This window comes from Aliidiomarina indica (assembly GCF_015354615.1).
In the GTDB taxonomy this organism is placed as follows: Bacteria; Pseudomonadota; Gammaproteobacteria; order Enterobacterales; family Alteromonadaceae; genus Aliidiomarina; species Aliidiomarina indica.
In genome coordinates this window covers 1-22,808 of sequence record NZ_JACAVQ010000001.1, presented here as the reverse complement: position 1 = coordinate 22,808, position 22,808 = coordinate 1, and the positions used below count along the sequence as shown (strand labels likewise).

The window sequence follows — 22,808 nt, the reverse complement described above, 5'->3', positions numbered from 1 at the left end:
CCTATCCCCTCTGCTCGAGAGCGGGTTTCAGCAGCGCCCATAAAGCCTTTTTTTCATCCACATTTAACACTTTCTTCGCGTAAGCGTCACAGTTCACCTGCACCAGTTTATCGCCTGTCGCGCTGATCAAAGACGGCTTACTGCCAATATAACTACCCAAATCATTAATCCAGGGGTAGCGATCAACCGGGAGCTCGTGGCTAAATTCAAGCGCCCAGGGACCGAGTTTATAGAGATGCGGGATTCTGGCTTCAGGCTGCTTCGGAGGTTGACCCGGGTTCGGGGTTTCGGGCTGCTTCGCAGCGTCAGCCGGGCTCGGGGCTTCGGGCTGCTTTGCAGCGTCAGCCGGGTTCGGGGTTTCGGGCTGCTTCGCAGCGTCAGCCGGGCTCGGGGCTTCGGGCTCCAGCTCCACAAGTTCAGGTTGTGCTTCCTTGCGCTGCAGCTGCGAACCCGCGTTTGATACTTCAGGCATATCAAAAAAGAGCGCAGCATCAATGCCAAGCGCTTGAAGTACCTCACGTTGTTCAGCTGTCCACATTAGCGCACCTCCCCCGCGTATCCACAATTTATATAGTATCGCGGATACCTCAATGTAGCCAACGCATTTACCACGAAAACAGAGCTCCGCCCCTGGGGCAGAACTACTGTTTCGAGCGGTATTTGTCGAACCAGTAAATCACGTAAGCGGGTTTTGCCATGTGGTTTGATGGGCGTGTGTGCAGGGCATGAGACGCCCCGGGAATACGCACCATCGCCGTATCAATACCGCGCAGCTGCAATGCTTGATAGTACTGCTCGGTTTCCGAAATCGGCGTGCGATGATCCGACTCGCCAGTAAACAATAAAGTCGGCGTCGTCACATTGCCCACGTAGGAAATCGGCGAATGCTTCAGATAATGCTCAGGATCATCCCACGGCAATGCCGGGAACCAATACTGAGTAAAATAATTATACATATCAGCACTTAACACAAAACTATACCAGTTAATCACCGGGTTTATTGCCGCTGCGGCCGCGAAGCGATCGGTATGGCCGATAGCCCAAGTGGTCAGCACCCCGCCACCGGAACCGCCAGTAATAAAGAGCTCATCTTCATTAATGAAGCCCCGCGCAACTACCGAATCCACACCATCCATCAAATCATCGTGGTCATGGCTCGGGTAATTGTGGTGAATTAAATTGGCAAAGTCTTCGCCGTAACTCGTTGAGCCGCGCGGATTCGTGTAAAGAACCACATATCCCTGAGCCGCCATTAACTGCAACTCCATGGCAAAGTAAGGGCCATAAGCCGTGTGCGGGCCGCCGTGAATTTCCAGAATCAACGGGTAAGTTTTGCTTTCATCAAAGCCCGGCGGATAAATAATCCAGCCATGGATCGGCTTCTCATCCACCGACGACTCGTACCAAAACTCTTCAACTTGGCCGATATCGCGCTTCATTAATAAGTCGCGGTTTAAATCGGTAATCATGTTAATGCGCACTGAGCGTCGTGGCTGGCTCAACACCGCTAACTCCGCCGGGCGCTGCGTGCTCGCCTGCGTGAATACCACACGATCATCAGCAAGCACCGCAAAATCACCGCCCGAGTAAGGACGGCTGTAAGCCAACCCGCCCACTTCATCGGTTAGTTCGCGTCGATCACCGCGCAACGGCTGATGCGCCAGCGTGCCCTTGCCCTTTGCGTCGTAATAAATGTAAAGGCCGCGCGAATCCGACGTCCACTTAAAATCACGAATATGTTGGTCAAGGTCCGCCGTAAGCGCCCGCACATTCGAGCCATCGATGTTCATCACATAAAGGCCATGATTCTGGTGTGCCAAGCGGCGATCATCAACACCAGCGAAGGCAATCATACGACCATCCGGCGATACCACGGGGCTATGATCCGGACCATCTCGGTCAGTCAACTGAGTGAGCTTACGAGACTCGATATCCAAGCGGAATATTTCCGAGTTAATCGGCTGCGACTTCCAATCTTCATAGAGATTTGCACTGAAAAACAACGATTTGCCATCAGCAGAAAAGCTCATGCTGCCACCGTGGTCAAAGTCGCCAGAGGTCAGCTTAATTGGCGTGCCACCTTCAGCTGGCATCATATAAATATGACGATAGCCGCTCGGCAGATAGCCCCGGCCATCCGCACGGTAATTCATATCTTCAATAAAAACAGGCGCTTCCGCCCAGTTTGCGCCATCAGGACGACCCGGCAGCGAAACCGGGTTTGCGCGACGCTGAGGCTCAAACATAGAAAATGCAATCCAGCGACCATCTGGCGACCAAGTCAAATTCCCGGGCCCCTGCTGCAGATGGCTAATTTGGGCTTGGCGTCCCGACTCCACCCAATACATATGAATCTGCCCGTCTGCCACATAGGCAATCCGCGAACCATCGGGCGACCACACCGGCTGCGATGCATTCTGCTCTTTTGAAGTAAGCGCCTGTAAATTCGAGCCATCTGCATTCACCGTCCACAAGGTACTGCGGCGACGGTCCTGCATGCGGTCCATCCAATTACGTACAAACACTATCGTCTGCCCATTTGGCGCAGGCGCCGGATCTGAGGCAAACTCTAATAGAAACACATCATCGTATTGCAACGGTCGAACGTTGTTTTCCGCCAGCGCCGAAGCACTCAGCAGCCACAACGCCACCAGGATCAAAACTGAATTTAATAATCTCACGTACTTTCCCCTCTTGTTGAGATACCCCGATACTACCCTAGCTTAGCGCCCCCGCAATCAAACTGCGACCAACTCCTCCTCCCACACGCTCGAAAACAGTTCCACCCCAGGGGTACAACTCTGTTTTCGTGGTGAGTTCAATAGTTCCACCCCTGGGGCGGAGCTGGGTTTTTGGGTAAAAAAAAGGCTCACCGGGAGGGTGAGCCTTTGAGGAAGCGAGGTTTAGTGGTGATTAAATAAAATGCCACCGCTGCTGTCGCTTGAAACGTCAACATTCGGTTGCGGCATATCTGAGCGTACAAAGCGAATCCATAGATCACACCCAGTTTGCTCAATTTGATCCGCCACAATGTTGCCGGTATCACCGGTACTCAAATCAGCTGAGAACCGATCACGACGCTGCGTGGATGAACCTTCAAACACCCAGGTAATATCCGCGCTCAGCACCTGATTATCGGCGTTGTAGGTGCCGAACAAAGTATAAGCCAACTCCGTGCCGGGGTAGTCTCTGCCGGTGCCACTTACCGATACAGATGTTGAATAATCCACATCCAAATCGATATAGTTTTGCAGCAAGTACTCACGATCAACACAGGCCAGATAGATAATCCAGTTAGCTTCATCCGCCGGCAACGTAGTTTCACAAGATACTTCCGATGCGCCCGATAGATTACCTGCAGCGTCGTACGCCACAATACTGTAACAGTACTCAGTTTCCGCAGTTAAGCTCAAGGATACGTACTCGGTGCTCTCAACGTCCGCGATAATCACCGGTTGGCGATCAGGAACATGCCAGAACACTAAATAGCCTGCGACGCCGTGATCATCCGACGATGCATCCCAGCTCAAGCTCAAAGCTGTGGTCGACGAAGCTTCGATGGTTAAGTTCGTGGGTGCAGAAGGCGGCTGCACATCCGGCATAGGCGCCGTTGCACACACTTCAGCACTACGCGCTGAATGCACACCATCATAGTTTACAGAGCTCACCTGATAGCAGTACTCCTCGCCGGCAACGCGGTTTGGATGTACAAACTGGGTAGAGCTCAATCCGCGTGATACGATTTCGCCCGATTCATACACAAAGTAGCGAGCAACATACTCCGGATGGCTCACACTCCAGCTCACCATAGCCCGCGAACTGCCCTCAAACTCAAGAGCGATCGTATCTGGCACTGGCGGCTCTGGCATCGGATCTACGGGTACGCCGTCACACATAGGACGACCCAGCTCTAAACCAAACTGAGTATCAACAATTTGATAGTCCACGTCGAGCGAACGTCCGAATAGATCGGTATTACCACCCGCACGGCCCCACAAACCAGTATATGCATCCAGGTCCCAGGCACAGCCTGTTTCGGCTGGACGCTCAACAATGCGCGCCCCCGAATAACCGAGCCCTTCAAAGTAAGGACCGTCTTCACCGGCGATGCGATGGGTGACCCGAATGCCTAAACCAGCGTCCGCGTGAACTGCCTCTTGCGGCCACTCTTCGAGCATCCAATCACCGCTCAAGCCATAGCCCGCGATACTTTCATAGCCTTCACCACGCACATAATGGAAGCCGAGCGTGTAATCACTGTGCGACATCACCATTGGCATCAGCATCAACGGCGTATCCATCCGCGCACCATACATAATGGTCAGCTCAGGCACGACCGGAACTGGACCAATAAAGTAAGGCGCCATCGGCAGTGTGATCTCAGGAACTAAGCCCATAAGCTCTTGTTCACCCACTTGATCACCAATGCGTAACATCAGCGACGCGGTGATATCCGCATGGGTCAACATGCGCATTTCTTCAAGAGGCCATTTCACGGTTAATTCAGGCGTGAGGCTATGGATGGTAATCGAACCGGTGAGAGCAACCTGATCGTAGGTCGTGGTCTCATCCTCGTCGGCATCATAGATAATATGATTCACCGAGAACGTCATTTCATCATCGTCGGCTGCAACCAGTTCCACACCTTGTGGAAGACTATTGGGGTCGACGACTTCGGCACGATTGGTCAAGGAGACGTGGGTAAAACCATCCACAAAGACATCATCGAGAGTAACCCGAATAGTCCGCACCTGAGTGGGCGCGCCCGGAACCTCGATAATATTGGTTACCCGACGAACAAAAAATATCTGCTCTGAATCCGCAGCGATATCATCAGCCGTGGTGGTTGAACCACCTGAGGACACAATCACATCGCCCACAGCGAAGTTACTCACATCCGCGCCTACTTGGAAGGTAATTACAAGATTCGCCGAGTCGTAGTTCATGATGGCATCTACTTGCGCTTCGCTGAGCACCACCACATCATCGGCCATTTCTGGATCCATATCCTGCAAGAAAGTGGCCGATACAACCGACGAACCTTGCGCGGTAAAGCTACAATGCACATCGTCGCTACCGGGGCACTCACCCCACGAGTGGAAATCCCAATCTGCAGCAGGTGCAGCTGACACAGTCACTTCACTGCCCGTGCGTACCGTGAATGAACATGACCGGCTTTCCTCACACACCATAATGCCGGTATCTCCATCAACCGACACTTCAAAGCTACCTTCACCAAAGCGGTTCATGGTGAGCGTCGTCTCCGGTGAGGTTTCCATGACGATCACCGTACGTTCTTCCGATGCGCTATTGCCCGCGCTATCGGTGGCCGTGTAGGTGAGAATATAGGTATCCGCGACCTGCGTATTCACCTCTCCTTCGACTTCCACTTCCACTTCGCCATCGACATTATCGATAGCCTCAGCGCCTGGATCGACAAAGGGGTCGCCTTGCATCAACTCCATCGGGTTGTCACCGAGCAGCGTAATTTGCGGTGGTTCGATATCCTCGAAAGTGGCAGTCACCGTGCATGCGGCGGTAATTTGGCCTGTGGTGTAAGTTTCACCATCAAGCGAGCCATTACAGCCTGTCACTGAATCGATAGCAAAGCCATCGTCGGCGGTTACCGTAAATGTGGTGGTACTCCCCTGCTCAACAGTTCGCGTGGCTGGATCGATCGATCCACCTGATTCAGCAACCGCTGTTACCGTGAATGTGGGGGTTTCATCAGGTTCTTCAGGACTGCTGCTACTACCAAAGCAGCCTGTTAACGCTAGAACAACTAGAATTCCGACGAGATTTCGCCAGATACTACTCTCCGTGTATTTCATAGTGCTTTTCCTCAATTGCCGAGTGTGTTTTTTTTTGCGTCATTATGTGACGCAGTTTCGAGCTCCTCTTAAATGAATAACTGTATAGAAAATAGACACTATTTCTTAAACCTCAAGCCCACAACCGAATACTTTTCCTATCCGCCTCAAACTCCGCACCTTTTTCCCACAACAGTTCCGCGACACGTTCAACAGTTGCGCCCCTGGGGTGGAACTCGGTTTTTGGGCATAAAAAAGCCGGGGAGATCCCCGGCTGGTTCCACAAATAATATTCAGGACAGCATTAGAAGTGGAATGAAACGCCTAAACGCATCGCGTCGGTATTCTGGTTGGTGAAACCATAGCTTGCGTCGACAGAGAAACGAGGTGCTGCGTAGTAGCGAACGCCAACTTCTGCGCGCGACTCATTTTCGCGATATACGCGAGCACGTTGCAATTCAACGCGCAATTCAAAGGCTTCGCTTGGACGAATCGCAACACCTGTGAACACCAAATGGTCAAGGTTGCTGCCTGATGCATCAGAGCTATAAGCGTTGAGGAAGCCCGCGCCTGCGTAAATTGATGAACGCTCGTCGATCATATAGCGCGCGCCCAAAGAAACTTCCGTCTCTTCATAAGTCGCACCATCGCGAGAAACTGATTCATAATCACCGCGAACGAAAAGCACATCGCTTAAAGAACGACTGAACTGGCCGCGGAAGCCAGAGAATGTCGCTTCTGAAGAGCTTTGCTCCATTTCAGAGTAAGCCACGCTGGCGTAATCGAATGAAGGCGCAACTGACGCCTCGTCTGCATTTGCGTTTGCCGCGAATACAACAGAAGACAACAAAGCGGTCGAAACTAAACTTACTGCAAACTTTTTCATGATTTAACTTCCTTTTTTACAACTAACATCGATGTATTTATCCATGCTTGGACGGTTCGCGCCCGTTGAAGTCACTTCACACGGAGGCGATTTGAGGGCACTCTAACAATTGCGAGAAGGCGAAACAATGTGGATTTGTCATTAAAATGTAAGAGATTGTAAACGTCTAAAAAATAAACAATTTTCCGATTTTAAATAGCGAACACTTAATAAACAAAAAAGGAGCAAAAAGCTCCTTTTTAAAAGCGGTTTTTTTGCTCAGCTTACCAATGGAAGGTAAAGCCGATTTTAAGACGATCTGCGCCGTCACCGAAAATATAAGCAGCGCCGAATGACGCACGATCGCTGACGAAGAAACGCGAACCTAAAGCAAAATCCGTCTCGCCAGAATCAAATAAATCGTAATGAGACAGCTCACCGTACAACTCAACGTGCTTGTTTAGACGGCTTGCGACGCCGCCAAATACTTGCCAACCGGTGTCTGAGTCTGACGCCCAGCCAACATCAAGCTTGCCATAAGCCAAACCAGCGCCACCATAAAGTGCCGTTGAGTCATTCATCGCTTTCTTAAGACCCAAGCCAATACGGGTTAGATCTGCACTCAAACCGCCTTCGCTGTATCGTTCATGTGCCGCACGGAAGAACGCTAATTCATTCATTTCAATTGATAAATCTAAGCCAAATCCATCCGTGCTATCGCTTTGATCAACACCTAACTGCATATAACTTGCGCTAGCATACGTGAAACTTGGGCCTTCGCTTGCCTCAGCGTTAGAAACGAACATCGTTCCCGCAAGAGCCATAGCGACAGCTACCGCGCGGTGTCTAAGAGGTTGCTTAAAATGCGTCGGTATTTGTGGGTCCTGATCGTGTAACGCTCCGCTTCCTGACTCCAAATATGATAGGGAAGTCGCGCCGAAGCAGCCGCATCACAGCTATTGTCTAAGCGATCCCAACTTCTCTGATACTCTCCCGATTCGAGTGAATCGAACTCGCGTGCAAGTCTTTGTGCTCTGGACTTTGCGTTGTTCATTCGTCGCTCGCTCTCTTGAAGCTGCAGACGCCGCGTATAGAAATTCTGCATCAAATTATTACAGTAATTCCAGTTTGCTGCCGCGTCGCAAAATTGAACATTACGCTCCATCGTCTGTAAGTTGGAAGCCTCCATGTTCATTCTAGGCACTTCTCGCCTTAAATGTTCGACAATTTCGTTGGCTTCACGTTTTTTCGCCGCCAGACGCGAAGCTATAGAATCAACCCGTTCCAAGTCCGCCAAGCAGGTACGCGCCAAACGCCGCTCTTCTTGCTCTGCCTGAACTGGGCTCATAATGAGAATGGCAAGTGTTGCCATAGGGATTATTGCAATTTTCATTCGTTCACCTCACCAAAAAACTAGACCATATCCGGTGGTTTATCCACTTTACATGCACCGGGAATACTTGACTGAAATAGTCAAGTTATGCGATGCTAACGCCATCGAGTTTATGGGTGAGAATGAGTTATGAAACTGACATCAAAAGGTCGATATGCCGTCACTGCAATGCTCGATGTAGCACTGCACGGACAGAATTCGCCCGTGACTCTTGCCGACATCTCTGAGCGTCAGGATATTTCACTGTCTTATCTTGAACAGTTGTTTGCAAAACTGCGTCGAGCCGAGCTTGTGAATAGTATTCGTGGGCCAGGCGGTGGCTATCTATTGAACCGCGACCCTTACCAGATTTCAATCGGCGAAATTATTCACGCCGTGAATGAGAGCGTGGATGTCACCCGCTGTCAGGGCAAATCCAATTGCCAAAGTGGCAGCCGCTGCCTCACCCATCATTTATGGGCCGATTTAAGCGACCGAATCTCCGATTTCTTGCACGATATTAGCCTCGGCAGCCTCACCGCCGACGCTGACGCCGCTGCCGCAAACAAAACCACCCGCGACCGCATTCCCGTACAAACCGCCTAACCCAATCGCCCGCTCTAAACAGTTCCGCCCCTTGGGTGGAAAACTCTGTTTTTGACGGGAGTTAGGCGTTGGCGGCAAGCTCACGAATTCTGCCAACGATGGCGCGTAGGCCGTTGCCTCGGGTAGGGGAAATATGGCGCTCTAAATCAAGCTCTTTGAAGAAGCCATCGATATCGAACTGCATGATTTCGGCCGGCGATTTTTCGTTGTAAGCCGACATCACCAATGCCAACAAACCACGCACAATGACTGCATCGCTATCTACTTGAAATACAAGCACATCGCCTTGACGCGACGGTAGCAACCACACGTCACTTTGACAGCCCTTTACCTTCAACTCATCGGCGCGCGCTTCTTCCGGTAACTTCGGCAGCGCTTTTCCAAGATCAATAATATATTGGTAGCGCGATTCCCAGTCACCGAGAAACTCTAGGTCATCCACAATTTCAGAAGGTTCAGGTAATTTCATCTGCAAGTTCCTAAGGGTACAAAACATCAGTTCCACCCCTGGGGTGTAACTCTGTTGTAACCAACGCGGTGCGTTGGCTACGGGGCAAACAAGGGCACCGAAATTGAGTTCCACCCCTGGGGTGTAACTCTGTTTTCGTCCGCATATCATTTCCGCGCAGCCCACGCCAGGCGCGGGTGCATGAGTTCCACCCCTGGGGCGGAACTCTGTTTAAAAGAAGAGGCCAGCTTCGAGTTGGGCCTCTTCGCTCATTCGGTCGCGTGACCAAGGCGGGTCGAAAACGAGGTTCACTTTCACCGATTCCACATTGGGCACCATGCCCACCCGGTACTCTACATCGCCCACTAAGACGGGTCCCATGCCGCAGGCTGGGGCCGTTAGCGTCATATCAATCAGCACATTGTTGCCGTCGATTTCCACTTTATAAATCAGTCCAAGCGACACCAAATTGATTGGAATTTCAGGGTCATACACGCTCTCGAGCGCTTCCCAAACCTGTTTCTCATCAATCTTATTATCGTCTGGCGCATCGAATGAAAGCACGGTTGGCTTGCGACCAAGCGCATCGGCATCGGTGCCATCAATGCGATACATATTGCCGCGCCATGTAATCGTGTAATTACCGCCAAGATCTTGGGTAATATTCACGAATTCCCCGGCAGGCAATGTCAGTGGCTCACCCGAGGGAACGCGGCGCGCTTTCACTTCACGCGATAGGGAAACAATTTTCTGCATGCGTTACGATTTCACGCTAAAGCTTTCGCCGCAGCCACAGGCCTCAGCGATATTAGGGTTGTTGAATTTCAGCACGCCATTGATGCCTTCTTTCACATAATCAATTTCGGTGTCGCGCAGCATCGGCACGGCGGCACGAGCAACCGCGACAGTAAGCTTGTCGGTAACTTGTATCACTTCATCGTCCGCTTGTGGCGCGTCTGCAAAATCAACGACATAGGCATAGCCTGTGCAGCCGCTTTCACGGGTCGCGAAGCGAATAATTTGCTTTGAATCACCGAGCTTTTGCTCAAAATGACGCGCAGCAGTCGGTGTTACGGTGATCACACTTGCTGTGGGAACGAAGGTTTCTACAGCCATTGCTTACTCCAAAATAGTTGAAACATGGAGTTCTACCCCTGGGGCGGAACTCTGTTTACCAACGCGGTGCGTTGGCTACAAACCCCACCAGTTACGCGAGCATATCGCGGGCTTTGGCGAGGGCGGCGAACAAAGCGTCGACCTCTTCCAGTGTATTGTACACCGAGAATGAGGCGCGCGCTGTACCCGGCAGGCCAAGTCGCTTCATCAGCGGCTGGGCACAATGGTCACCAGTGCGAATCGCCACACCCTGTTTGTCCAAAATAAAGCCCACATCGGCCGGATGCGTGCCTTCAAGTACAAAACTATACACCCCAATTTTCTCTGGGGCCGCGCCCACTAACCGCAGGCCTTTAAACTCTTCACCAAGCGCCACCGCCCGATCTAACAAGGCGCGCTCGTGCGCTTGAACATCAGCCACGTCGAGGGTTTGGAACCACTCAATCGCTGCCGCCAGGCCTACAGCCCCTGAAATATGCGGCGTGCCCGCTTCTAAACGATGCGGTAAGGCGCCCCAAGTGGCGTCTTGATAACTCACTTCGGCAATCATCTCGCCGCCAGTGAGCCACACGGGCCAATCGGCAAGCAACGAACGACGACCCCAAAGTACACCCACACCGGTTGGACCAAACATCTTGTGCCCGGAAAAGGCATAAAAATCGCAGTCGAGATCCGCAACTTTCACGCCGCCATGAGCCACGCCTTGGGCGCCATCAATGAGCACCAAGGCCCGCGGTGAACGCGCACGCACTTCTTTAATCAAGCTGCGTACTGGATTCACGGTTCCAAGCGCATTCGACACCTGCGGCATGGCCACAAACGCGGTCTTTTCACTTAACAACGCAATAAACGCGTCGGCATCCAACGCGCCGTTCTCCAAAATCGGTACCACCTGCAAGCGCGCACCTGCCGCTTTACAGGCCTGCTGCCATGTGACCAAGTTGGCATGGTGCTCCATTTCCGTCACTAGCACTTCATCGCCAGCTTGCAGCCGTTGCGCCATGCCCTTCGACACTATATTAATGCTTTCTGTGGTGCCGCTGGTCCAAATCACTTCTTCGCGACCGGCTGCACCAATAAATCCTGCAACCACATCGCGCGCCCGCTCATAGCGCCGCGTCGATTCGTCCGACAACGCATGCGCACCCCGGTGCACATTCGAATTGCACTCGCTGTAATAGCTCACCAGCGCATCAATCATGTGCTGGGGCTTTTGCGTTGTCGCTGCATTATCAAGGTAAACCAAAGGCTTACCATTCACCTGCCGACTTAAAATTGGAAATTGTGCACGAATTGCCTGAACATCAAGAGCCATTGCGCGTATCCATCTCAACAAAGCGCGCACGCAACTGCGGCTCAAGCCACTGCGCCAAGGCTTTGCTTGGCATTTGCTGCACCAATTCCTGAATAAATCCAAAATTCAGCATCACTAACGCCTGCTCCCGCTTAATGCCGCGGCTGAGCATGTAATACAAGGCTTTATCGTCGATCTCAGCAACGGTCGCCCCATGGGCACATTGCACGTCGTCGGCATAAATTTCCAGCTCTGGCTTAGTGCTAATATTCCCGCCGCGCGATAGCAACAAATTGCGATTATTCAGCTCGGCCAAGGTTTTCTGGGCGTCGCGGTGAATATGAATACGGCCATTAAACACGGCGCGGGCCCGGTCACCGATGATGCCACGGGCATTTTCTTCGGTGGTACCATTGGCCACGGCGTGCTCAATATTGGTATGTAAATCAAAGTGTTCGCGCGGACCTAACAAATACACTGCATTGAGTTTGGCATGCGCATGTTGCCCCGCATGAATTACATCGTAATCCAAACGGCTCAACTGGCTGCCATAACCGACCAGCGTGCTATTCAAACGCGCTTCGGTGCCCAAACTAAAGTGCGCACCGCCAATATGAATGGCATCGCCGCTGTGCAGGGCAAAGCGGTAATGCTCCAAATGAGCCTTTGCGCCCAACGCATATTCAGCAAACGCCGTGTTCACACTAGCGCCGGAACCGGCACCATGTTCAATCACGCTTACCGACGCGCCGTCGCCAATGCGCACGAGCACTCGGTGATGCGTCTCCGCACCTGCCGTCACCACATTCACAATGCGCAGTGGACGGGCGATACTCGCGCCAGCGGCCACGTCAATCACCAACCCATCGGTTGCAAGCACATCGTTCACTAATCCAAACAAATGCGTGCGCGGCTTCACCGTGCCAAACACCTCGGTGGCAGCCGCTTGCATGGTTGAGTCGGTCAGTCCGCCGATGCTCAACCCTGCCGGTAACGCGGGCATGTTGCCCTGCAATTTACCGTTCACAAATACGAAATCGATCGGCTCAAGGCCGTCAATGTCAGGTACCGCTGGCGTGTCATTCGACAGCGCTGGCAACGTCATATCTTCTAACGGATGCAACGACGTATACCGCCACGCTTCGGTGCGCCGGGTCGGCCATTTCTGTTGCTTAAGTTCCGATAAGGCACTCAAGCGTGCAGACGAAAGCTCATCGTTTTGTGCGGAAGCGACAGCGTCGGCACGGTCGATGACCTGTGCTAACCAATCACTCATGCGCCCGCCTCCTCAGATTCCACTGGCTTACCTAGCCATGCGTAACCCGTTGATTCCACTTCTTTTGCAAGCTCAGGGCCACCGCTTTTCACGATAACGCCATCAGACAAAATGTGCACATAATCAGGCTCGATAAAATCAAGCAAACGCTGATAGTGAGTAACCACGATAAAGCTGCGCTTACCATCGCGCTGGCTGTTTACGCCATCGGCGACCACTTTCAAGGCATCGATATCGAGACCAGAATCGGATTCATCAAGAATGGCTAACGCCGGCTTTAACAAGATTAATTGCATGATCTCGTTACGCTTTTTCTCACCACCCGAAAAACCTTCGTTCACTCCGCGTTTTAAGAAATCCAGCGGCAAATTCACCTGCTTACAGGCCTCTTTTGCCATCTTCAAAAATTCAGCGGCAGTAAGTGCTTCCTCACCGCGCGCCTTACGCATGGCGTTCACTGACTCTTTCATAAATTCCATATTGCTGACGCCTGGAATTTCGACCGGATACTGGAACGCCAAGAACAGACCTTTTTGCGCCCGCTCTTCAATTTCCAGCTCCATCAAATCGTCGCCATTCATTTCAATGCTGCCACTCACGAGTTCATAGCCATCGCGACCTGACATCACATAACCAAGCGTACTTTTACCTGCGCCATTGGGGCCCATAATCGCGTGCACTTCACCCGGCTTCACTTCAAGGTTTAGCCCTTTTAAGATGACTTTGTCTTCCACACGCGCATGCAAATCTTTAATGGTTAACATCATTTACCCCACTGAACCTTCAAGACTAATTTCCAGAAGTTTGCCGGCTTCTACCGCGAACTCCATCGGTAATTCTTTAAATACTTCCTTACAAAAACCGTTCACGATCATCGATACGGCCTTCTCGGCGTCCAGCCCCCGCTGCTTACACAGGAACATCTGGTCGTCGCTCACTTTCGAGGTTGTCGCCTCGTGCTCAACAATTGCCGACGGATTCGAACTTTCAATGTACGGGAATGTATGCGCCGCACACTTGTCGCCAATCAACAGCGAATCACACTCGGTATGATTACGCGCGCCATCAGCGCCAGGCCCCATTTTCACAAGGCCACGATAGGCGTTGCTGGAATGGCCCGCGGAGATCCCTTTGGAAACGATAGTCGACTTGGTATTTTTGCCCAAGTGAATCATCTTGGTGCCGGTATCTGCCTGCTGGCGACCGCGCGTTAAGGCAACTGAGTAGAACTCACCTACCGAGTTATCGCCCTTAAGAATACAGCTCGGGTACTTCCAGGTTATCGCGGAGCCCGTTTCCACCTGCGTCCATGAAATCTTCGAGTTTTTATGGGCAATGCCGCGCTTGGTCACGAAATTGTAGATGCCGCCTTTGCCGTTCTCGTCGCCCGGATACCAGTTTTGCACCGTGCTGTACTTAATTTCTGCGTCATCCAGCGCCACCAGCTCAACTACCGCCGCATGTAACTGATTTTCATCACGTTGTGGAGCCGTACAGCCCTCAAGGTAGCTCACGTGGCTGCCTTCATCGGCGACAATCAGGGTACGCTCAAACTGCCCAGTGTTCAGCTCGTTAATGCGGAAATAAGTGGATAGTTCCATCGGACAGCGTACCCCTTTCGGGATATAAACGAAGGAACCGTCGGTAAATACCGCGCAGTTTAGGGCAGCGAAAAAGTTGTCGCCCTTGGGCACAACCGAGCCGATATACTTCTTCACCAGCTCTGGATATTTTTGAATTGCTTCGGAGATAGGACAGAAGATAACACCCGCTTCTTCAAGCTTTTCACGGAAGGTGGTAACCACGGATACGGAATCGAATACTGCATCTACCGCGACCCCTGCCAGCATCTTCTGCTCGTGCAAAGGAATACCCAGTTTTTCGTAAGTGCGGATAAGCTCAGGGTCAACCTCATCGAGAGATTTCGGCTTATCTTTCATGCTCTTAGGCGCTGAGTAATAAGAAATAGACTGATAATCGATACGCTCGTAGCCCAGGTGCGCCCAATCAGGCTCTTCCATTTTTAGCCACGCGCGATAAGCCTGCAGACGCCATTCAAGCATCCACTCGGGTTCATTTTTCATCTCGGAAATGCGACGGATGACATCCTCATCCAACCCGGGCGGGAAGGTATCAGACTCAATCTCGGAGACGAAACCAGCGTCATACTTACGCGCTATCGCCTTCTCGATTTGCTCACTCATGCCAAAAACCTCATCGTCAGCTGACTCTAAATTTGGCGTGCATTATACCATTTCCCGACTATTTTACTCAAGTAATACCGGGTGTTTTTCTGGGTTGGAGGGTTGGGTGGACGCGGCTGGTTGGTTTGACGTAGCCAACGCATCGCGTTGGCCCACCGCCGCGCCCATACCACCCCGCCGCCAGCAGTTCCAAAACATAGTTACGCCCCAGGGGTACAACTCTGTTTTCGTCCGTTGCCCAAAACCGCGTTTTCCTTATCCCCGCCGGGCTAGAACAGTTCCGCCCCTGGGGTACAACTCGGATTTCGTCCCTTATTCTGATGTGATAAAACAGTTGTGCCTTAGGGGCAAAACTCGGTACAGGTGGAATTCGCTTTCGTAAACGTCCACACTTTTTTACAATTTGCTGCAGAATTTAGGCCTACACTGGATTTATAGATAATTCGTTATCCAACGAGGAGGTTGCATTATGAAAGCTAGAGCAAAACATTGGCTTAAAGCTACTGGGTTGGCCATGCTTCTACTTGGAGCAGGCGCTGTCGTTGCTCCTTCAACTGCACAAGCCCAGGCGTTTGAAAGGGACTGGAAGGTTTCAGTACACACGGGCCGTGCCAGCTTGGATCGTTACACTCTCGGAGGAGGCACATGGAATTCGGTCACCGACGATAGCGGCACCATTTACGGTGGTTCGGTCTCCTATTTCTTCCATCCGAATTTCAGCGTGCGCGGGACCTACGAACGCGGCAGCGACTTCAGCACCGTCAATAGCTGCCCTGATAACGGCACCTGCCCAGCCATTCTGATCACCGAACGGGGTGATGTTCGCCATACCGCGATAGCGCTCGTTCCTGAGGTTTCACTTACCGACAACATCGATATATTCAGTTCACTCGGTTATGGCATGACCCGAAAAAGCGCAGGCCCCACACTCGATAACTACAGCGATAACGACTTCGTTTACGGCGCTGGAATTGGCTACCGCCTCGACCGCCGCTTCTACGTTTCCGGCGAATACCAACGCTCCGGCTCAGACTACGATGTATTTCGCATCGCCTTTAGCATTCGCTTTTAACTCAACAAAATTCGCCCAACAAAGTCCGCAAAACAGAGTTCCGCCCCTGGGGTGGAACTCTGTTTTCGTCCGATTGTAAAAACCGCATTTTCCTTATTACAGCTGGGCTAGCGGAGTTCCGCCCCTGGGGCATAACTATGTTTTTGTCGGCCAAGGATAAAGCCAAGGTGTGAGGATGTTGGGGAAGAGCGTCCAATCAAGTTGCGGAAAATCGCTCAATTCAGAGGGCGGTAGAACATAGCTATGCTCAGAGCCTTTCCACAAAAAGCGAAGTGCCATGGCATGCAGGAGCAAGCGCGGCGCCGAATCACCTTTGTATCGGGTGTCACCAAAAATCGGGGCGCCAATACTCTTTAAAGCCACGCGTAATTGGTGGGTTTTTCCGGTTACAGGACGCAAAATATATAGTCGCATGCCGGTGTTGGTGCCGTGGCTGAAAAAATAAGTCACTGCGGGGTTGGTTTGCGAAGTTTTCAGCATCCAGCTTCCGTTGCGCCCTTTCGCCATATCGCCTTTAATCGCGCCCTGCTTTTTACGCGGTTTGTTTCCAGCCAAGGCAATATAAAACTTCTCAATTTCACGGTTCTCGAAAAGCTTTCCAAACGACGCCGCAGCACGGGCCGAACGGGCAACAATCAGTAATCCGCTAGTATCCTTATCGAGCCGGTGTACCGGGAACAGATCTTCGCCTGTGAAATCATTTAGTTGCGTGATCAACCCTGGCTGCTCGCCATCTTGATGCATACCGATACCCGATGGTTTTGCGATCACATAAAAATCGGGATGGGTGGCAAAGATCATAACAATTCCTAAGTAGCGAACCACGTTGCGATACTAACCCGTGTCACTCTTTTTCGCCACGAAAACAGAATTAAGGTTCTGCATGAAGATGGAAATCCCATCCTCTTTCAGTGTGGTCAACAGCATGTGCACGTGATTGCCCATGAGCACATAGGCATGCACCTGCACCATCGCCTCCTTGGCATACTTTTCCATGAGACTTAAATAGGTGCGGCGCAGAGGCTTGGAGAAAAATATCTCCTTACGATCTACGCCGCGTTGGTAGATATGGTGGGGTGTCCCTACCACACAATATCTTGGTTTTGTCGACATACTTGGCCCTACCTGGCCGGTGACAATTAAAGTTCGGCACTCATCCTGAGACATCCGAACCCGCCATGAGCAATCCGTGCTCGAATTTGATTATGGTCGGTTTTCGACCAATGTCATGCACTAGCCAAGTTTTTGCGCCATTGCGCACAAAAAACTGAATTGCTGATCCGTCGAAAACAGGACGAAAACAGAGTTGTACCCCAGGGGCGGATCTCTGTTTTCCGCGCGGAGCAAGGGCTACAGAGAAGTCGGTGTCGGACGAAAACAGAGTTGTACCCCAGGGGCACAACTGTTTAGTTGCGGGAGGTGGGGGTGTGGGTGATGTCGCGGATGATGTCTTCGACGCGTACCATTTCCTGGGTCATTTCATTAGCTTCTTCAAGCCATTTCAATGCGTTACGGGCTTCGTCGGCAAACTCTTTTGCCTCTGAAAGCTGTCCCGTAAGCTGATGCCACTGAGCGCAATTGGCAAACAAGTTCGCAAAAAGCCGGTAATCCCACTGATTTTCATGCCATTCCACTTCTTCAAACAGCTGTAACGCCGTATTCAAATAAGGCTCGGCAGCAGCTAAATCGCGGTTACTCAACAGCAAACGCGCCAACCGCTCATTACTAGAAATCACACAAAAATCAGACTCATAGCCGGGATTCCCTTCGCGCTGCAGCTCCCGCGCATGCAAGGACTCAGCAAAGTGCAAACGGGCCTTATCAAACTTAAACTGACGCTCAGCAATCTCACCTAAAAAATGATGCGCCCGGGCTATATCCACCTGGTCACGCCACTCGCGATACTCTTTGTACATCGCCTCATGCAACTTGAGCATCTTAAACGCAGTGTCATAAGCCTCTTGCAGCCGACCTAAATCCGCATAAAGGTTGCTGATCAGATCGTACACATAGCCCACAGAAGCCCATGAAAAATCGTCATTTTGTTCTTCATGAAAAACCTGTGAGTAATGCAAACAATCTTCAAATGCCGCCAACGCCTCTTCGGCACGACCACTTAAGCCATACACCCGGGCCAAATTTTCAACCGTGCGATGATAGCGGCGCAAAATCTCGTTGTTCGCACCCTTTTCCATCAACTGTGTGATGCGCTCGACGCCCTCAAGGTAATAATCAGACGCCGCACCATACTCCCCCAGCTGCTCATAGCAAGAGCCAGTATTATTAAATAAAGACAATAGGTTAAGTGAGAAATTCTCGAATTCCTCATCGCTCAGATCATCGGGCTCACCGTTCAGCAAAAACTCAAGCGCGCCGCCATAGTATGACAACGCCAACTCGAACTCTTCGGCCTCGTGATGCTGCTGCGCTCGCTCCAGAACCTCGTTAAAATCCAGCTCTTCTTCCACCTAAATTTGCCCCTAGGTTATTTCCATCGTCACATTCAACCCCCATTCTAGCGCACCCGGGCATCTAGTTCCCATCCCTGTGATCAAGATCAATCGCGCTGCGCAAATTTTGTGCAACACTGAACATTCAATCACAGCAAGGAGATTCACCATGAGCACCTCACCCGTCGCACTCGTCACTGGCGCCGCAGCTGGAATCGGCAGAGCAACCGCCTTAGCTTATGCGCGAGCGGGATGCGATGTCGTTGTCGCGGATATCCAAGAAACCGCGTTAGCTCAATTAGTTAAGGACCTCCAAATCATCGGTGTCGACGCAATAGCAATAACCGTCGATGTCTCGGATATCGACGCGGTGCGCGCCATGCATAAGCACATTATGGAGCGTTTCGGCCGTCTCGATTACGCCTGCAATAATGCGGGAGTTGAGGGCGAAAATGCGCCAACGGCAGACAGTTCCCTCGAAAACTATGACCGCATAATGAACATCAATGTGCGCGGACTTTATGCCTGCATGCAAGAGCAGCTCGCCATCATGAGCGCGCAGGGGCGCGGATCTATCGTAAATATGGCCTCTGTGGCCGGACTCATCGGCTTTCCTGGACTACCCGCCTATTGTGCGTCAAAGGGTGCCGTGGTGCAGATTACCAAAACCGCCGCCGTCGAGTACGCGGAGCAAGGGGTTCGCGTGAATGCAGTTTGTCCCGGCGCTATCAAGACCGACATGATCGATCGCATTACGCAGCAAGATCCTGAAACCGAAAAACAATTTGCCGCGCTGCATCCGATGAATCGTATGGGCACGTCCGAGGAAGTGGCAAACGCCGTTGTGTTTTTATCACTGCCCGACGCTTCATTTATTACCGGTCAGGCGTTGGCGGTTGATGGCGGAATGGTCGCTCGATAGTGCTTGCATTGGTGGAGATTACGGTGCCATCTGGCAGTAAAAATGTCATGATTGCGCCGCCATCTTCCACGAACGTGACGCGAATGGTACAGTCTGCGCGAATCCGTGCTGTTTCGTAAGTATTCCCATCAAGCGTCCCATTGCAGCCGGTAATACTTTCCAGCACCCAACCCGAGGCGGGCGTTGCCACGAACGTTGCCCGTTCGCCATCGGTGACGCTCATTGAGCGCGGCGACAATTCGCCCTCCCCGGCAACGATACTCGACACCACAAATTCCGCCCCGCCAATCTTCTCAACAGCGCAGGCCGACAACAGAAAACTGACACCCAACAAAGTCAAAACACGCATCCAATCACCTCCACACACAGCTTAACATATCCGGACAAAAACACAGTTGCGCCCCAGGGGTGGAACTCCCCTAGCCCTGCTGCAACGCGGAAAATGCACTTTTCCATGACGGACAAAAACAGAATTCCACCCCTGGGGCACAACTCTGTTTAGAACTGCTGGCGGAGGGGCTAGTTGTCGCGATTAGCGAATGCGGAAGGTGGTGATAGCGGGCGTGAGTTCGGCGGTATCGGTATTATTACCGCGGATCCAGTGAGCGTCGATGCGCTCGAGGGCGCTATAGGTTTCAAATAGCTGCACGGTCGCTTGGGTTAAGTGACGCGGGCGCTCGCAGGTGAACATCAAATCAACGGTAACATCGGCGTGCCCCTCGTTGGCTTCATCGAGCTGATCGCTGTCGGCCGTACCGCTTTGCAATGTGCATTCCGCGCGCTGAGGAAATTGCATCCACTCCCCAGATGCCAAAAATGTAAGAGCCGCCCCAGCATGGGCCCGCTCCTCTTCATCGCGTGGATAATGCTCAAAACCAATCACGTCACCGGCAGGGGCATGAAAAAAGAGCGACACATCGGTGTTATCAACAAACAACGACATTTGCCCCACCCCATGCGCGTGCCCGCCCGCGCCATGATCATGGCTGTGACTGTGGTTATGCCCGTGGTCGTGGCTATGGGCATGGTCGTGGCCAAAGTGGCCAAAGTGGCTAAACGCGTACCATCCCGCCACTAGTGCGCCAGAAACACCAAGAGCAACAACAGCTTTCTTCATTTTAACCGCCCCCACACAAAATCGAAGTTCACTCACGTTTGTTATCGTATAACATCACGGTATTCTGACTAAATAGTAGCGGAACTTACGCTCATCGACAATCGCCCAACCAACAGTTCCGCCCCTGGGGTACAACTCTTATTTCATCAGTTGCTAATTTAACCGCAGGCCTTGAACCATAAGACATCGTGAGTTCCACCCCTGGGGCGCAACTTGTTTTGCGTGGTTGATCAGTGAGCCTTGGTTAGAACTGCTGTCGGAGGGCGCGCACAAAAAAAGCCCCGAAGGGCTTTTTTTACAAGGTGGGGTAGTCAGCCCCGAGGCTACTTACCCCCGAGCCGGGCCAAAGGCTACTTCCCATCAATACGCATCGCTTTTAGGCGGCGGCCGGCAGCGGACTCGTTCACATTTAAAATGTGGTCACCGATTCGCTCTAAACGATTGAGGATATCGATGAAGGTCACGCCGGAACGGGCATTGTACTCACCCGCTTCTAACCGCGCGTAGTGATTATCGCGCGCTTCATCACGCACCTTATCAATAATCTGTTCAAGCTTAATGGCCTGATCCAGCTTCACGGCGTAAGGCGCCTTCATTGAATTCGAACGCATCTCGACTACCGCAGCGCCCACGGCCTCCATCATCTTCTTCATTTCCTCAAGCGCGGATTCAGGCCAGCCAGTGGTGTCCTCCAAACGCTCAGAAATCTTCGAGATCTGATAGAAAATATCGGCAATGCGCTCAAGGTCGTTCACCATCGTCTGCATAAAGCGCATACGCCCGGTGAGCTCATGCTCCATACTCGAGTGCTCACTAATGCGTACCAAGTAGTCAGAAATTTCAATCTCTAACTGATCGGTAACTTCCTCATATTTCGCTATTTTCTCGAGCAATTTAGCGCGGTCAGCCTTAGGGTCAAAGAGTAATTCACTCAACGATGCATGCATCTTGTCGATTACATCAGTAAAGTGCTGCACCTCTTTCTGCGCTTGCTCCACAGAAAGACCCGGCGATGTCATCGGCCCTGCGCTGATATATTTGAGGTGAAATTCGTCTTCATCGCCTCCGCGATCAGGCTGAATATACTCCACAAATTTCACTAGCAGCGGCACAAAGGCAAACAACAACAACACGTTCAACACGTTAAATGACGTGTGGAACAGCGACAGCGCAAGGGTCGCATTAGCCCGCGATTCCGCAGCTCCCTCCATCACCGAAATTGGCGTCGAGGCAAACTGGTTAACTACGAAATCCATCAGGTGCAAGAACGGATAGATCAGGGCTAACATCCACAGCACCCCTATCACGTTAAAGAAGAAGTGGAACCTCGCGGCCCTCTTCGCATGCACGTTCCCGACAAGGGCCGCAATATTCGCCGTCACCGTGGTACCAATGTTCTCACCCAAAATCATAGCCGCCGCAATCGGGAAGGAAATCCACCCCTCAAACAGCATGACCAAGGTAATCGCAGTGGCCGCCGACGACGATTGCGTGAGCAATGTCAGCACCGTCCCCACGCCCACGAACAGCAACAGTGACATGAAGCCATAATCTGTCCAAGCGTCGAGGAACATGAAGATTTCGGGGTTGGTGTTAATGTCAGGCACCGAGCCCTTAATAAACTCCAAACCGATAAAGAGGATACCGAACCCAACCATCGCCTCGGCAATGTTCCGTAAGCGGTTGTTTCCGGAGAATAAAAAGGCAAAGAAAACCCCGATTATAGCGAGTGCAATCGGGGTTATCTGAAATTTAAAGCCAAATAATGCAACCATCCAGGCCGTTATCGTCGTTCCGATATTGGCCCCCATAATCACACCCGTCGACTGCACAAACGTGAGCAAACCGGCGTTTACGAAACTCACGGTCATTACCGTGGTGGTGGTCGAGGACTGGGTAATAGCTGTGGTAGCAAAACCAGTAGCCACGCCAGCTGCTCGGTTGCGGGTCATGCCGCTGAGGATGCCCTTCAGCTTGCTTCCAGCAATTTTCTGCAACCCTTCGCTGAAAATCTTCATACCGAAGATAAAGATACCCAACGAACCAATTAACTGAAGGAAATCAAATAACGAGTAATTCATAAGTGTTTGCGACTCTTAAAGCAGAAGCCTTCCAAAGCGCTAACCGAGCGACGGAAGCATTCGGGCCGCTTCTCCTATATTTGTTTTAATCATCCTAGGTCGGCGCATTATATCGTTCATGGTCGCCGAGCGAAACCATAAATGTAGCCTGTCACAATTTTGACGCTTTTCAAGT

The 22,808-nt window shown here is 51.8% G+C and carries 22 protein-coding genes; 3 read left to right on the top strand and 19 right to left on the bottom strand.

Annotated elements, in window-relative coordinates; translation table 11 throughout:
* Position 1 precedes the first annotated feature (1 nt).
* The 6 genes from HXZ99_RS00110 to HXZ99_RS00085 form a co-directional block, all read right to left on the bottom strand.
* A complete protein-coding gene (locus HXZ99_RS00110) occupies positions 2–538 on the bottom strand; it encodes a superantigen-like protein SSL4 (protein WP_194755260.1) in 537 nt (178 codons plus the stop codon).
* A gap of 103 nt (positions 539–641) precedes the next feature.
* Positions 642–2,681 (bottom strand): S9 family peptidase, encoded by a 2,040-nt coding sequence (locus HXZ99_RS00105; protein ID WP_194755259.1) that lies wholly within the window; start codon positions 2,679–2,681, stop codon positions 642–644.
* A gap of 222 nt (positions 2,682–2,903) precedes the next feature.
* Positions 2,904–5,831 (bottom strand): immunoglobulin-like domain-containing protein, encoded by a 2,928-nt coding sequence (locus HXZ99_RS00100; RefSeq protein ID WP_194755258.1) that lies wholly within the window; start codon positions 5,829–5,831, stop codon positions 2,904–2,906.
* Positions 5,832–6,114: 283 nt separating this feature from the next.
* The gene (locus HXZ99_RS00095) at positions 6,115–6,696 is read right to left on the bottom strand and encodes a hypothetical protein (RefSeq protein ID WP_194755257.1); all 582 of its coding nucleotides are present in this window, start codon (positions 6,694–6,696) and stop codon (positions 6,115–6,117) included.
* Between the two features lie 263 nt (positions 6,697–6,959).
* Positions 6,960–7,499, bottom strand: a complete 540-nt coding sequence (locus HXZ99_RS00090; protein ID WP_194755256.1) for an outer membrane protein — start codon at positions 7,497–7,499, stop codon at positions 6,960–6,962.
* 8 nt (positions 7,500–7,507) lie between these two features.
* Positions 7,508–8,068: a hypothetical protein gene (locus tag HXZ99_RS00085; RefSeq protein ID WP_194755255.1), complete on the bottom strand. Its 561-nt coding sequence runs from the start codon at positions 8,066–8,068 to the stop codon at positions 7,508–7,510.
* Between the two features lie 129 nt (positions 8,069–8,197).
* Here HXZ99_RS00085 and iscR point away from each other — a divergent pair, with 129 nt between their 5' ends.
* The gene (gene iscR / locus HXZ99_RS00080; RefSeq protein ID WP_194755254.1) at positions 8,198–8,653 is read left to right on the top strand and encodes a Fe-S cluster assembly transcriptional regulator IscR; all 456 of its coding nucleotides are present in this window, start codon (positions 8,198–8,200) and stop codon (positions 8,651–8,653) included.
* Positions 8,654–8,714: 61 nt separating this feature from the next.
* On the opposite strand, the gene HXZ99_RS00075 is transcribed toward iscR, so the two are convergent.
* The 7 genes from HXZ99_RS00075 to sufB form a co-directional block, all read right to left on the bottom strand.
* The gene (locus tag HXZ99_RS00075) at positions 8,715–9,122 is read right to left on the bottom strand and encodes a SufE family protein (RefSeq protein WP_194755253.1); all 408 of its coding nucleotides are present in this window, start codon (positions 9,120–9,122) and stop codon (positions 8,715–8,717) included.
* Positions 9,123–9,332: 210 nt separating this feature from the next.
* Complete coding sequence (sufT, locus tag HXZ99_RS00070) at positions 9,333–9,857, bottom strand: putative Fe-S cluster assembly protein SufT (RefSeq protein WP_194755252.1); 525 nt, start codon at positions 9,855–9,857, stop codon at positions 9,333–9,335.
* Between the two features lie 3 nt (positions 9,858–9,860).
* On the bottom strand, positions 9,861–10,217 hold the full coding sequence (locus HXZ99_RS00065) for a HesB/IscA family protein (RefSeq protein WP_194755251.1): 357 nt from the start codon (positions 10,215–10,217) through the stop codon (positions 9,861–9,863).
* A gap of 91 nt (positions 10,218–10,308) precedes the next feature.
* A complete protein-coding gene (locus HXZ99_RS00060) occupies positions 10,309–11,532 on the bottom strand; it encodes an aminotransferase class V-fold PLP-dependent enzyme (RefSeq protein ID WP_194755250.1) in 1,224 nt (407 codons plus the stop codon).
* Positions 11,522–12,787 (bottom strand): Fe-S cluster assembly protein SufD, encoded by a 1,266-nt coding sequence (gene sufD / locus HXZ99_RS00055; protein ID WP_194755249.1) that lies wholly within the window; start codon positions 12,785–12,787, stop codon positions 11,522–11,524. Before sufD ends, HXZ99_RS00060 begins: the two co-directional genes overlap by 11 nt.
* Positions 12,784–13,551 carry a Fe-S cluster assembly ATPase SufC gene (sufC, locus tag HXZ99_RS00050; RefSeq protein WP_194756020.1) on the bottom strand — a complete coding sequence of 256 codons (768 nt, stop codon included), beginning with the start codon at positions 13,549–13,551 and terminating at the stop codon, positions 12,784–12,786. Before sufC ends, sufD begins: the two co-directional genes overlap by 4 nt.
* Positions 13,552–13,554: 3 nt before the next feature.
* Positions 13,555–14,991 carry a Fe-S cluster assembly protein SufB gene (gene sufB / locus HXZ99_RS00045; RefSeq protein ID WP_194755248.1) on the bottom strand — a complete coding sequence of 479 codons (1,437 nt, stop codon included), beginning with the start codon at positions 14,989–14,991 and terminating at the stop codon, positions 13,555–13,557.
* 469 nt (positions 14,992–15,460) lie between these two features.
* On the opposite strand from sufB, the gene HXZ99_RS00040 reads away from it, so the two are divergent.
* Complete coding sequence (locus tag HXZ99_RS00040) at positions 15,461–16,063, top strand: outer membrane beta-barrel protein (protein ID WP_194755247.1); 603 nt, start codon at positions 15,461–15,463, stop codon at positions 16,061–16,063.
* A gap of 135 nt (positions 16,064–16,198) precedes the next feature.
* Here the strand turns inward: HXZ99_RS00040 and HXZ99_RS00035 are convergent, their stop codons facing one another.
* The 3 genes from HXZ99_RS00035 to HXZ99_RS00025 all read right to left on the bottom strand — a co-directional run bounded on the left by HXZ99_RS00035 (position 16,199) and on the right by HXZ99_RS00025 (position 18,531).
* Positions 16,199–16,864 carry a pseudouridine synthase gene (locus tag HXZ99_RS00035; protein ID WP_194755246.1) on the bottom strand — a complete coding sequence of 222 codons (666 nt, stop codon included), beginning with the start codon at positions 16,862–16,864 and terminating at the stop codon, positions 16,199–16,201.
* 33 nt (positions 16,865–16,897) lie between these two features.
* Positions 16,898–17,176 carry a transposase gene (locus HXZ99_RS00030; RefSeq protein ID WP_194755245.1) on the bottom strand — a complete coding sequence of 93 codons (279 nt, stop codon included), beginning with the start codon at positions 17,174–17,176 and terminating at the stop codon, positions 16,898–16,900.
* A 293-nt stretch (positions 17,177–17,469) separates the two neighbouring features.
* Positions 17,470–18,531, bottom strand: a complete 1,062-nt coding sequence (locus HXZ99_RS00025; protein WP_194755244.1) for a tetratricopeptide repeat protein — start codon at positions 18,529–18,531, stop codon at positions 17,470–17,472.
* A 151-nt stretch (positions 18,532–18,682) separates the two neighbouring features.
* Between HXZ99_RS00025 and HXZ99_RS00020 the strand changes: the two genes are divergently transcribed.
* A complete protein-coding gene (locus tag HXZ99_RS00020; protein WP_194755243.1) occupies positions 18,683–19,435 on the top strand; it encodes a glucose 1-dehydrogenase in 753 nt (250 codons plus the stop codon).
* Here HXZ99_RS00020 and HXZ99_RS00015 read toward each other — a convergent pair.
* From HXZ99_RS00015 to HXZ99_RS00005, 3 genes are all read right to left on the bottom strand, one after another.
* A complete protein-coding gene (locus tag HXZ99_RS00015; RefSeq protein WP_194755242.1) occupies positions 19,389–19,784 on the bottom strand; it encodes a hypothetical protein in 396 nt (131 codons plus the stop codon). The genes HXZ99_RS00020 and HXZ99_RS00015 overlap by 47 nt on opposite strands.
* Before the next feature lie 183 nt (positions 19,785–19,967).
* The gene (locus HXZ99_RS00010; RefSeq protein ID WP_194755241.1) at positions 19,968–20,552 is read right to left on the bottom strand and encodes a ZrgA family zinc uptake protein; all 585 of its coding nucleotides are present in this window, start codon (positions 20,550–20,552) and stop codon (positions 19,968–19,970) included.
* A 350-nt stretch (positions 20,553–20,902) separates the two neighbouring features.
* The gene (locus HXZ99_RS00005) at positions 20,903–22,633 is read right to left on the bottom strand and encodes a Na/Pi cotransporter family protein (protein WP_194755240.1); all 1,731 of its coding nucleotides are present in this window, start codon (positions 22,631–22,633) and stop codon (positions 20,903–20,905) included.
* Positions 22,634–22,808 lie beyond the last annotated feature (175 nt).

What these genes read in the sequence shown, in the direction of transcription:
- HXZ99_RS00005 (WP_194755240.1), bottom strand. Translation starts at nt 22,633, where the DNA reads ATGAATTACTCGTTATTTGATTTCCTTCAGTTAATTGGTTCGTTGGGT.
- HXZ99_RS00035 (WP_194755246.1), bottom strand. Translation starts at nt 16,864, where the DNA reads ATGATCTTTGCCACCCATCCCGATTTTTATGTGATCGCAAAACCATCG.
- HXZ99_RS00110 (WP_194755260.1), bottom strand. Translation starts at nt 538, where the DNA reads ATGTGGACAGCTGAACAACGTGAGGTACTTCAAGCGCTTGGCATTGAT.
- HXZ99_RS00040 (WP_194755247.1), top strand. Translation starts at nt 15,461, where the DNA reads ATGAAAGCTAGAGCAAAACATTGGCTTAAAGCTACTGGGTTGGCCATG.
- HXZ99_RS00030 (WP_194755245.1), bottom strand. Translation starts at nt 17,176, where the DNA reads ATGTCGACAAAACCAAGATATTGTGTGGTAGGGACACCCCACCATATC.
- HXZ99_RS00075 (WP_194755253.1), bottom strand. Translation starts at nt 9,122, where the DNA reads ATGAAATTACCTGAACCTTCTGAAATTGTGGATGACCTAGAGTTTCTC.
- HXZ99_RS00060 (WP_194755250.1), bottom strand. Translation starts at nt 11,532, where the DNA reads ATGGCTCTTGATGTTCAGGCAATTCGTGCACAATTTCCAATTTTAAGT.
- HXZ99_RS00015 (WP_194755242.1), bottom strand. Translation starts at nt 19,784, where the DNA reads ATGCGTGTTTTGACTTTGTTGGGTGTCAGTTTTCTGTTGTCGGCCTGC.
- HXZ99_RS00090 (WP_194755256.1), bottom strand. Translation starts at nt 7,499, where the DNA reads ATGGCTCTTGCGGGAACGATGTTCGTTTCTAACGCTGAGGCAAGCGAA.
- HXZ99_RS00095 (WP_194755257.1), bottom strand. Translation starts at nt 6,696, where the DNA reads ATGAAAAAGTTTGCAGTAAGTTTAGTTTCGACCGCTTTGTTGTCTTCT.
- sufT (WP_194755252.1), bottom strand. Translation starts at nt 9,857, where the DNA reads ATGCAGAAAATTGTTTCCCTATCGCGTGAAGTGAAAGCGCGCCGCGTT.
- sufC (WP_194756020.1), bottom strand. Translation starts at nt 13,551, where the DNA reads ATGTTAACCATTAAAGATTTGCATGCGCGTGTGGAAGACAAAGTCATC.
- HXZ99_RS00010 (WP_194755241.1), bottom strand. Translation starts at nt 20,552, where the DNA reads ATGAAGAAAGCTGTTGTTGCTCTTGGTGTTTCTGGCGCACTAGTGGCG.
- HXZ99_RS00020 (WP_194755243.1), top strand. Translation starts at nt 18,683, where the DNA reads ATGAGCACCTCACCCGTCGCACTCGTCACTGGCGCCGCAGCTGGAATC.
- sufD (WP_194755249.1), bottom strand. Translation starts at nt 12,787, where the DNA reads ATGAGTGATTGGTTAGCACAGGTCATCGACCGTGCCGACGCTGTCGCT.
- HXZ99_RS00085 (WP_194755255.1), bottom strand. Translation starts at nt 8,068, where the DNA reads ATGAAAATTGCAATAATCCCTATGGCAACACTTGCCATTCTCATTATG.
- HXZ99_RS00065 (WP_194755251.1), bottom strand. Translation starts at nt 10,217, where the DNA reads ATGGCTGTAGAAACCTTCGTTCCCACAGCAAGTGTGATCACCGTAACA.
- sufB (WP_194755248.1), bottom strand. Translation starts at nt 14,991, where the DNA reads ATGAGTGAGCAAATCGAGAAGGCGATAGCGCGTAAGTATGACGCTGGT.
- iscR (WP_194755254.1), top strand. Translation starts at nt 8,198, where the DNA reads ATGAAACTGACATCAAAAGGTCGATATGCCGTCACTGCAATGCTCGAT.
- HXZ99_RS00100 (WP_194755258.1), bottom strand. Translation starts at nt 5,831, where the DNA reads ATGAAATACACGGAGAGTAGTATCTGGCGAAATCTCGTCGGAATTCTA.